2 protein-coding genes are annotated in these 1005 nt (G+C 60.2%); one reads left to right on the forward strand and one right to left on the reverse strand.

Features of this window, described 5'->3' with window-relative positions; all coding sequences use genetic code 11:
* The coding region (locus tag ACFQX9_RS33420) for a hypothetical protein (RefSeq protein ID WP_377791628.1) at positions 1-186 on the forward strand (186 nt) is incomplete at its 5' end.
* Positions 187-370: 184 nt separating this feature from the next.
* Here ACFQX9_RS33420 and ACFQX9_RS33425 read toward each other — a convergent pair.
* Positions 371-961, reverse strand: a complete 591-nt coding sequence (locus tag ACFQX9_RS33425) for a transposase (RefSeq protein WP_377791629.1) — start codon at positions 959-961, stop codon at positions 371-373.
* Positions 962-1005 lie beyond the last annotated feature (44 nt).

Genomic DNA, 1005 nt, shown 5'->3' on the forward strand with positions numbered 1-1005 from the left:
TCTGATGTCCCCAGTCAAGCACACAGCGCACGGTTTCTCATCTCCACGAGGACTCATCGTGAAGTTCTTGTGCCGATGGATCGTGCAGAGGAGAAGGCGGGACTCAAAGACGTCGGTGAACAGGCTCTGATGCGCGGGTTGGATACCGCATTTCCGTTTTTTCGTCTGGGGCTGTCCCTGGTCTAGCGTCGGGCGTCGATCGGATGATCGGCCACATAATGGATTTCAGGATTTCCCCTGCCGTGGTCCCGCCTTCACTTCTGCACGATTAATGTCTGCGACTGCCCCCTGATCTTGATTGCAACAAAAGGGGGCTGTGGGCCGGTCGAGCGCACCTCACGACTCGAGCGGTCCACAGCCCCCAACGATGTCACGCCTGTCGAGGTGGCATGAGCTCGCGATTGATCGCCCAAATGAAGGCGGATAGCTCTCGGGCAATCGCCGTGACGATTACGGTTCGCCGCTTGCCCTTCCGCTCGAGTGAGCGGAAGCGCCCGCACAGCCTGGTTTGCGCTTTCCACGCAATCTCGCGCGCGACTCTCGGTGCGGCCTCCACCTTTGTCTGCTTGTCTCGGCTCACGCGCGGCGGATATCGATAGCTCCAGGCCGCCTCTACAAGAATACGTCGCGCCCGCCCATTACCGGCTTTGGTGATGCCGCCTCGCTTGACTTGGTCGCCAGTCGAGTTTTCTGTGGGCACCAGACCCAGATAGCCCATCAGCTCGCGCGGATTTTGAAAGCGGGATAGATCACCGATCTCAGCCAGCACCCCCACAGCCGCAATGAGATCAATCCCGCGCACCGCCTGCAGGGCCGACACAACCTCGGCGAGCGACCACTCGGGTACTACCTCGCGGATGGCATCTTCCAAACGCTCCAGCCGCTCACTTTCCTGGCGTACCCCCTCAAGTAACTCTTCGAATGCGATGCGCTGCTCGCGATGCTCGAGCTTCTGCGACATGAGCCATCTCATGTGGGCTGGTCCCCACGTTGTCTTGCCCGGAT

This window comes from Bradyrhizobium sp. GCM10028915 (assembly GCF_042666195.1).
GTDB lineage: Bacteria > Pseudomonadota > Alphaproteobacteria > Rhizobiales > Xanthobacteraceae > Bradyrhizobium > Bradyrhizobium canariense_D.

Coding starts and splice junctions, on each gene's coding strand:
- ACFQX9_RS33425 (WP_377791629.1), bottom strand. CDS start 961: ATGTCGCAGAAGCTCGAGCATCGCGAGCAGCGCATCGCATTCGAAGAG.